This window comes from Nonomuraea basaltis (assembly GCF_005893125.1).
GTDB classification, from domain to species: Bacteria; Actinomycetota; Actinomycetes; order Streptosporangiales; family Streptosporangiaceae; genus Nonomuraea; species Nonomuraea basaltis.
Map to the genome: position 1 here is coordinate 23,163 of NZ_VCJS01000142.1, position 10,137 is coordinate 33,299.

The window sequence follows — 10,137 nt, forward strand, 5'->3', positions numbered from 1 at the left end:
CCTTGCCCATTCCGGATCTTGCTCGTGCCATCTCGCCACACGACGCGATCGGCGCGCGCTTCTCGGCCACCACGACCCGGCCCTCGCCGAGGCTGACTTCGTGATCTGGTTCGGCGAGCCCTACCGGTGAAAGACGGCTCGAATGACCGCTGCGAACCCTTATCTCGAACCGACGATTCCGGCGAAATCCCCGCGTAAACCCGGTGGAAAGAGAGCGACTTATCGAGCGTGGCCGTAGGCCGACCGGCTCCGACGTTAGGGGCGGCTAGGGGTACATCTGGGGCGGAGCCCCGGCTTAGCCTGAACTCTGCTGCCTGAGGGAGATCATCGATTATGCGGAATAACCGGCCGAGATACAACGGGACATTCATCCACGACTTTCTCGACCAAAGCGCCGCGGAGTTTCCCGAGTCGCCAGCGGTGAGGGACTCCACCGGGATCTGGACCTATCACGAACTGGATACGATCAGCCACGCGGTGGACCGCTGGCTGGCCGGGTGCGGCGTCGGCCCGGGCGCGCGAGTGGTGGTGCAGGCCCCCACCGACCGCCGGTTGGCCGCGCTGTTCTTCGGCGTCTCCCGCCGCGGTGCCGTCTTCGTGCCGCTCAACCCGGCGATGAAGAGCTTTCACCTGCGTTCGGTGCTCGAGAACGCCGACCCCGCACTGGTGATCGTCGAATCCGCCGGCGGGAAACCCGGCGCCGTGCGCGCCCTCACCGGCGCACCGGTCCACGACTTCGAAGCGGTCTGGGACGAGGTGACCGAGCTCGCGAGCCGACGGGCGCGCGTGGCCGTACCGAGTGAGATCAACCCCGCGGACCTGGCCGCGCTGGTGTACACCTCGGGCAGTACGGCGGAGCCGAAAGCGGTGATCTGCCCCCACGCCCAGGTCTGCTTCGCCACCGTGGCGATCGTCGAGGCGCTCGGCTACCGCCCGGACGACGTGGTCTTCTGCCGTTTCCCGATGTCCTGGGACTACGGGCTGTACAAGCTGCTGATGACCTGCGCCGTGGGCGCCGAGCTGGTCTTCGCCGACGCCGGCGCCGATCTGCGGCTGGTCGACCAGCTCCGGAAGACCCGGGCGACGGTGGTGCCGATCGTGCCCTCGCTGGCCAACATGATCATCGCCTCGGCGCAGCGGCAGGGTGAGCCCACCACCGGGGTGCGGTTGTTCACCAACACCGGCGCGGCGCTGCCCGCCGCCACCATCGACGCGCTGCGGACCCACTTCCCCGGCGCCCGGGTGGTCCGCCAGTTCGGCCAGACCGAGTGCAAGCGCATCTCCGTCATGCCTCCAGAGGAGGAGCGGGAGCGCCCGGACTCCGTCGGACGGCCGCTGCCCGGCACCGCCGTACACATCCTCGACCCCGACGGGAACCCGGTGCCCACCGGGACGACCGGGGAGATCGTGGTGACCGGCCCGCACGTGATGCCGGGGTACTGGCGCAACCCCGAGGTGACCGCGAAGACCTTCCGCCGCGACCCGCGGACCGGGGAGAAGCGCCTGCACACCGGTGACTACGGCCGCCTCGACAAGGACGGATACCTCTACTTCGACGGCCGCCGGGACGACATGTTCAAACGCAAGGGCATCCGGATGAGCACCGTGGAGATCGAGGCGGCGGCGCTCGACATCGCCGGGGTCCGGGCGGCCGCCGTGCTGCCCCCGGACGGCGAGCACGATCTCGCGGTCTTCGTCGAGGCCGCCAACGGTGCGAAGCTGGAACCCCACGCCGTCCTCCGCGAGCTGGCCGCCCGGCTGGAGCCGGCCAAGGTGCCCGCGGTCTGCCGGGTGATCCCGGAGATCCCGCAGTCCGCGCACGGCAAGTACGCCCGCGACCGGCTGCGCCACATGCACGCAGGGGAAGCACGTCCGGCCGCGCCCCGTCCCCGGCGGGCGCTCCCGGACTCAGCGCCCAAGGACGCGACTCGGCAGGCGGAGCCCCACCGGAAGCCGCCGGGAATCACCCATGAGGAACTGGTCCGCCGGTTCGGGTCCCCGCTCTACGTGTACGACCTGGACCGGGTCACGGCGGCGCACCAGGACCTGGCCGACTTCCTGCCGGAAGGCACGGCGATCTACTACGCGCTCAAGGCCAACCCGCACCCGGACGTGGCCCGCGCGCTGCGTACGGCCCCGGGCGGCGGCTGCCGTGCGGAGATCAGCTCCACCGGGGAGCTGACCGCCGCGCTGGCCGCCGGTTTCACCGGCGCCGACTGCCTGTACACCGGGCCCGGCAAGACCGCGGGGGAACTGGCCGAGGCGCTCGCCGCCGGGGTGCGGCTGTTCTCCGTGGAGTCGCTCACCGACCTCGAACACGTCGGCGCCGCGGCCACCGCGCACGGCACCGTCGCGAAATGCCTGCTGCGCGTGAACAGCGCCACCGCGGCCGCCGCCACCAGCATCCGGATGACCGGCACCCCCTCCCAGTTCGGCAACGACATGGAGGAGCTGCCCGCGCAGGTGGCCGCGATGCGCGCGATTCCGGGCACCCGGATCATCGGCGCCCACTTCTTCCCGCTCAGCAACGCCGCGGACGAGGACAGCCTGCTCGGCGAGTTCCAGCACACCGTGACGGTCGCCGCGGAGGTGCAGCGCATCCTGGGCGAACCGCTCGAGCTGGTGGATCTCGGCGGTGGGTTCGCCGCGCCGTACGGCGTGCCCGGTACGCGGCCCGGCTACCCGAGCCTGCGCAAAGGCCTGGAAGAGGCGCTGGACCGGTACCTGCCGCAGTGGCGGGACGGCCGGCCGGGCATCGCCTGCGAGTCCGGCCGGTACCTGGTGTCCGACTGTGGCGAGCTGCACTGCACCGTGGTCAACGTCAAGGAGAGCCGGGGCCGCACCTTCGTCATCCTGGACGCGGGGATCAACGCGTTCGGCGGCATGTCCGGGCTCGGCCGGCTGCTCCCGGTCCAGGTCAAGCCCGCGCCACCGAACGGCGGCACGCCGCACGCCGCCGCGCCCGGCCGCCGGGCCGCGCTGGCCGGGCCCTTGTGCACACCCGGCGACCTGCTCGCCCGCGAGATCGAACTGCCCGACCCGGCCCCCGGCGATCTGGTGACCATCCCGCACGCGGGCGCCTACGGCCTCACCGCCAGCCTGTCCCTGTTCCTCGGCCGCCCCGCGCCCACCGAAGTGGTGATCCGCGGGGACGAGATCGTCTCCGTCTCCCGGCTGCAACGCCAACGGGTCTACGACCCGCCGCGAAACCCCGACCCCCGGAGCGCATGATGGCAACCCCAGGCGACCACGGCGGCCCTTCCGAGGCCGGGCTCGACGGCCTCGACGAGCTGCCCGCCGCGGAGCAGCGCCGGGTGCTCCTGGAACTGGTGCACCGGGAGACCAGGGAGGCGCTGCTCGGAGTGGAGGGCGGCGAGCTGGCCGAGGTGACCTCCAACCGGCCGTTCCGCGAGCTCGGCCTCGACTCGCTGGCCGCAGTGGACCTGCACGACCGGCTGGTCACCACCACCGGCGTGGCGCTGCCGATGACCCTGGCCTTCGACTACCCCACGCCCGCGCTGGTCGCCGACTACATCCGCGCCGCCGTACTCGGTCTGCCCGTGCCGGAGCCCGCGGCGGGCCGCGCGAACCTCCTGGACGCCACGCCGGACGCCGACGTCGACCCGATCGTCCTCGTCGGCATCGGGTGCCGGTTCCCCGGCGGCGTCGACTCCGCCGAGGGACTGTGGCGAATCTTCGCCGAGGAACGCGAGGTGCTCGGCGACTTTCCCACCGACCGCGGCTGGGATCTGGAGAACCTCTTCGACCCGAACCCGGACGCCCCGGGGAAGAGCTACGTGCGCCGCGGCGGCTTTCTGCCCGACGCGACCGGGTTCGACGCGGATTTCTTCGGCATCAACCCGCGCGAGGCGCTGGCCATGGACCCGCAGCAGCGGGTGGTGCTGGAAACCTCCTGGGCCGCGCTGGAGCACGCGGGCATCGACCCGACGTCGCTGCGCGACCGGCCCGTCGGCACGTTCTTCGGCGCCGAGGTACACGAGTACGGCGTACGCGTGCACGAGGCGCCGGAAGGCCTGGACGGCTACCTGATGACCGGCAACGCGCCGAGTTTGGTCTCCGGCCGACTCGCCTATCTGCTCGGCCTGTCCGGGCCGGCGATCACGGTGGACACCGCGTGCTCCGGCGCGATCGTCTCGCTGCACCTGGCCTGCGCCTCGCTACGCTCAGGCGAGTCCTCCCTGGCCTTGGTCGGCGGGGTGACGGTGATGGGCAGCCCGGGCATGTTCACCGCGTTCAGCCGGCAGCGGGGGCTGGCCCCGGACGGCCGGGTGAAGGCGTTCGCCGACGCCGCGGACGGCACAGCGTTCTCCGAGGGTGTCGGGGTGCTGGTGGTGGAGCGGCTGTCAGAAGCGCGCCGCCACGGGCACCGGGTGCTGGCCGTGGTGCGCGGCACCGCGATCAACCAGGACGGCAGGTCTAACGGGCTGACCGCGCCGAGCGGTCCCGCACAGCGCCGGCTCATCCGGGACGCACTGGCGGCCGCCCGGCTGGAGCCCGCGGACGTGAACGCGGTCGACGCGCACGGCACCGGCACCGCGCTGGGGGACCCGATCGAGGCGCACGCGCTGCTGGCCACCTACGGCCAGGACCGGCAGTCGCCGCTGTGGCTGGGCTCGGCCAAGTCCAACCTGGGTCATACCCAGGCGGCCGGCGGCATTGCCAGTGTGATCAAGATGGTCCTGGCGATGCGGCACGGGCTGTTGCCCAAGACGTTGCACGTCGACGCGCCGTCGTCGAAGGTGGACTGGTCCGGCGGGGCGGTGGAGCTGCTGACCGAGGCCCGGCGGTGGCCGCGGGTCGAGGGCCGGCCGCGCCGGGCGGGGGTGTCGTCGTTCGGCATCTCCGGCACCAACGCTCATGTGATCTTGGAAGAGCCGCCCGTTGAGGAGCCATCAGTGGTCGGCGGCGGTACGGCCGTGCCCTCTGTTGAGGAAGCGTTGGCCGGGGCGGGGTCGGCAGAGCGGGACAGCATCACGGCCACTGCACCCGAGGGCGACCCCGCGGCTACGGGGCCAGTGCCGCCGGTGCCTGTGGTGTTGCCGGTGCCTGTGGTGGTGTCGGCCAAGAGCCAGGCGGCGTTGCGGGCGCAGGCCGGCCGGTTGGCCGGGTTCGTGGCCGGGCATGACGAGGCTGGTCCGGTGGAGGTGGCGGCCGGGCTGTCGCGCCGGGCCGCCCTGGAGTACCGGGCGGTGCTGCCGGTGGCGGATCGGGAGGGTCTGCTGGCTGGGTTGCGGGCGCTGGCCGCTGGCGAGCCGGCGACTGGGGAGTTGGCGGTCGGAGGGTTGGCGGCCGGGGTGCTGGAGTCGGCGGCTGCGGTGGTGGGTCGGGTGCGGCCGGGCCGGGTGGCGGTGCTGTTCTCCGGTCAGGGTGCGCAACGGCCTGGGATGGGCCGGGAGTTGTATGCGGCTTTCCCGGTGTTCGCCCGCGCTTTCGATGAGGCGTGCGCGTTGCTGGAGACTGAACTCGCTACCGCCGACGCTGCGGGGGTTGTGACCGGGCTGGCCGGTGGTGTGGGCCTGCGGGAGATCATTCTCGGCGAGACCGGCGAGACTGGCGAGACTGGTGGTTCTGAGGCTGCTGGGTCTGGTTCTGGTGTGGGTGGGGTGCTGGATCAGACGGTGTTCGCGCAGGCCGGGTTGTTCGCGGTGGAGACGGCGTTGTACCGGCTGCTGGAGTCGCTGGGGGTCCGGCCTGACTTTGTGGCGGGGCATTCGCTGGGTGAGATCACCGCGGCGCATGTGGCCGGGGTGCTGGAGCTGGCGGATGCGTGCCGGCTGGTGGCCGCCCGCGGCCGGTTGATGCAGGCACTGCCGGCCGGGGGTGCGATGGCCGCGATCGGCTGCGGCGAAGATGTCCTCGCCCCGGTGCTGGCCGGGCGTGGCGAGATCTCGGTGGCGGCGGTGAACGCGCCCGGCGCGGTGGTGGTCTCCGGCGCATCCGACCAGGTCGCCCAGGTCGTCGACTGGGCGCGGCAGCACGGGCACCGGACCCGCCAGTTGCGGGTGTCGCACGCGTTCCACTCGCCTTTGATGGAGCCGATGCTGGCCGAGTTCGGGGAGGTGGCGGCTTCGCTTGCGTTCCACCCGCCGACCGTGGCGCTGGTGTCGGGAGTGAGCGGTCGGCTGGCCGGGCCGCAGATCACCGAGCCCGGCTACTGGGTGGAGCATGTGCACCGGCCGGTGCGGTTCGCTGACACCGTCACCACCCTGCGCGGGCACGGAGTCGGCTGTTTCCTGGAGTCAGGCCCGGACGCCCAGCTGACCCCCATGATCGAACAAACCCTCACCCACCACGATCACCACCACACCGGCGAAACCGGCGGTGGGGACGGCGACCACGCCGAGGTCCTCAGTGCCGATGGCGGCCGCGGGGACAACTACAACGGCGGTGACCCCGCGGTGGTGGCGTTGCTGCGCCGCGACCGGGACGAGACCGCCCAACTGATCGCCGGACTGGGCCAGGCCTGGACGTGTGGCACCGGCGTGGACTGGACCGCCTGGCCGACCTGGACCACCGCACCAGCCGGACCGGCCGGCGCCCGCATCGGCCATCTGGACCTGCCCACCTACCCCTTCCAGCGGCGGCATTACTGGCTGCGGCCCGCCCCGGCCGGTGACCCGGCCGCGCTTGGTCTGGGCGCCGCCGACCATCCGCTCCTGGGTGCGGTGGTGGAGCAGCCCGACGGCGGCGCCATCCTGACCGGCCGGTTGTCGGTCACCGCCCAGCCCTGGCTGGCCGATCACGCCATCAACGCCACCCCGATCCTGCCCGGCACCGCCTTCGTCGAACTCGCCCTGCGCGCCGGCGACCAGGTCGGCTGCCCGGCCATCGACGAACTCACCCTGCACACCCCCCTGGAGCTACCGAGTCGGGGCCAGGTGACGATCCGGGTGGTCGCCGGCCGATCCGCCGTGGACGGGCGGCGGCCCGTGGAGATCCACTCCATCGGCGAAGACGGTGTCTGGCTACGGCACGCCACCGGCTTCCTCTCCCCTGCCCCGGCTCCCGGCCCGGCGGCGGCACACGAGTTCGCCGACTGGCCACCGCCGGGCGCGGAACCACTCGACGTCACCGGCCTCTACCCGGCGATGGCCAACCGCGGCTACGACTACGGCCCCGCTTTCCGCGGCCTCACCCGAGCCTGGCGCCGCGGCGAGGAGGTGTTCGTCGAGGTGGGGTTGGCCGACGGGGTGGAGGCAACGGGCTTCGGCGTGCACCCGGCGCTGCTCGACGCGGCCCTGCACGCCACCGACCTGCTGCCCGGCCACGACCAGGATACGGCGTTGCCGTTCGCCTGGCGCGGGGTGTCACTGCATGCCGACGGGGCGCGTGCGGCGCGGGTCAGGCTGCGCCCGGACGACGAAGCCGGGGTTCGGCTCGACCTCGCCGACCCAGTGGGCCAGCCGGTGGCCACGGTGACGTCACTGGCTTACCGCCCGGTGCCCGTGCAGTGGTCGAGTTCGCGCTCTGCGGCGCACCAGTGGCTGCACGAGGTGGTGTGGCGGCCGGTGGACGTGACGGTGTCGTCGGGTGGCATCGCCGCAGATCTGGTGATCGATGCCACCGAGTGGGCCAGGGTCGGATCTGCCGACAGTGGGCTGCTGGACCGCCTGCGCCGTGGCGTGGGTTCGGTGTTGGCCCGCTTGCGGGAGTGGCTGACTCGTGAACCGGGAGATGACGCCCGGTTGGTGGTGGTGACCCGGGGTGGGGTCGCCGCCGACGGCGGACAGGTGGATCCGCTTCAGGCCGCGGTGTGCGGGTTGATACGGGCGGCGCAGGCGGAGCATCCGGGCCGGATCACACTGGTCGATCTGGAAACCGACGCCGAGACGGCACCCGGTGAGGTGGCGCTTGCCGGCGCCTCGCTGGGCCGAAGCGGCGACGGGGTGGCCGACGCGGTGGCGGCGGCGCTGGCTTGTGGTGAGCCGGAGGTGGCGCTGCGCGGCGGACGGTTGTGGGTGCCGCGTCTGGGGCGGGTGGTGTCGCCCGGTTTGGAAGATGTGGCCTCTTCCTGGTTGGCGCCTGGCGGCGCTGGTCGGGTGGGTGGTGAGGATGCCGGCGAGGAGCCCGTGGCGGCCTGGCCGGTCGATGGGACCACGCTGATCACCGGGGGTACCGGCGGGCTGGGTGCGCTGGTGGCGCGGCATCTGGTGGCCGGGCACGGGGTGCGGCATCTGCTGCTGGTCTCCCGCCGGGGCCTGGACGCCCCCGGGGCGGCTGAGCTGCGCGATGAGCTGACCGGGCTGGGCGCCGAGGTTGTGGTGGCTGCTTGTGATGTGGCTGATCGGGACGCGCTGGCGGTGCTGCTGGAGGGGATTCCTGGCACCCACCCCCTGCGAGCGGTGGTGCATGCGGCGGGAGTGGTGGACGACGGGGTGATCACTTCGTTGTCGGCCGAGCGGGTGGAGGCGGTGCTGCGGCCCAAGGTGGACGCGGCCTGGCATCTGGACGAGCTGACCCGGGATGGTGATCTGGCCCAGTTTGTGGTGTTCTCCTCGCTGGCCGGGGTGGTGGATGGGGCCGGGCAGGGCAACTACGCGGCTGCGAATGCCTTCACCGATGCCCTGGCGGTGGCCCGGGCGGCGGCCGATCTTCCGGCGATCTCGCTGGCGTGGGGGCCGTGGGCCGAGGAACGGGGCATGGCCGGCCGGATCAGCGCGCGGGATGAGGCGCGGATGCGCGCCGCCGGGCTGGTCGCTTTGACCGCGGGTCAAGGCCTGGCCCTGTTGGACGCCGGGCTGGTCGCCGGTCGGCCGCATCTGGTGCCGGCCCGGTTCGACCCGGCCGCGCTGGGCCGGCGGGGGGCCGGCCTGCCGGCCTTGCTGCGCGAGCTGGCCGGTCCCGCCGCGCGCCCCACCGCCGACCCCACCCGAGCAGCCGACCCAGCCGACCCAGCCGAAGCCGCAGGTGCCGCAGGTGCGGCTGGGGCGGTGCGGCCGGTGGTGGCGGCGCTGGCGCACCTGTCGGCCCCGCAGCGGCAGCGGCAGTTGCTGGATGTGGTCTGTGGCCAGGCGGCGGCCACCTTGGGCCACGACACCGCTCAGGCCATCGATGCCGACCGGCCCTTCCAGGAGTTCGGGTTCGACTCGCTGACCGCGGTGGAGTTGCGTAACCGGCTGCACGCGGTGACCGGGCTACGGCTCACCCCCACCCTGGTATTCGATCATCCCACTCCCCGCGCGCTGGCGATGCATCTGGACGCCGCCCTCTCCGGCACCGCTGCCCGCCGCCCGGCCCCGGCCGCCCCGCGCGGCGGCTCCGCCGGTGATGCCGCTGGTGATGCCGCTGGTGATCTCATTGCTGTTGTCGGGATGGCCTGCCGTTTCCCCGGTCAGGTCACCAGCCCCGAAGACCTGTGGCAACTCCTGATCGACGACCGCGATGGCATCACCGGCTTCCCCACCGACCGAGGCTGGGACATCACCGGCATCTACGACCCGGAGCCCGGCAAGCTGGGTCGCACCTACACCCGGCAGGGCGGGTTCCTGCACGACGCGGCGTACTTCGACCCCGCTCCGTTTGATATCGGCCCGCGGGAGGCCACCGCCATGGACCCGCAGCAGCGGCTGCTGCTCGAAGCGTCCTGGGAGGCCCTGGAGCGCGCCGGCATCGACCCATCCGGGCTGCGCGGCACCCCGACCGGTGTGTTCGCCGGAGTGATGTACCACGACTGGGGCACCCGGCCGGGCCGGGTGCCGGAGGAGTATGCCGGCTACCTGGGCAACGGCAGCCTGGCCAGTGTGGTGTCCGGGCGGGTGGCGTACGCGTTCGGCTTGGAGGGGCCGGCGGTGTCGGTGGACACGGCGTGTTCGTCATCGCTGGTGGCGTTGCATCTGGCGGCGCAGGCGTTGCGTGCGGGAGAGTGTGATCTGGCGCTGGCCGGTGGGGTGACGGTGATGGCCACGCCGGACACCTTCACCGACTTCGGCCTCCAGCGGGGGTTGGCCGCTGATGGGAGGTGTAAGTCGTTTGCCGAGGCGGCTGATGGGGTCGGCTGGGGCGAGGGTGTGGGCGTGCTGGTGGTGGAGCGGTTGTCGGATGCCCGGCGTCGTGGGCATCGGGTGCTGGCGGTGCTGCGCGGCTCGGCGGTGAACCAGGACGGTGCCTCGAACGGGC

General features: G+C 72.6%; 2 protein-coding genes. Both read left to right on the forward strand.

Annotated elements, in window-relative coordinates:
• Positions 1-333: 333 nt before the first annotated feature.
• Positions 334-3,231, forward strand: a complete 2,898-nt coding sequence (locus tag EJK15_RS75255; RefSeq protein WP_276615496.1) for an AMP-binding protein — start codon at positions 334-336, stop codon at positions 3,229-3,231.
• Positions 3,228-10,137 (forward strand): type I polyketide synthase (locus EJK15_RS75260; RefSeq protein WP_276615497.1); only part of this gene is annotated, 6,910 nt, incomplete at its 3' end. The genes EJK15_RS75255 and EJK15_RS75260, both read left to right, overlap by 4 nt.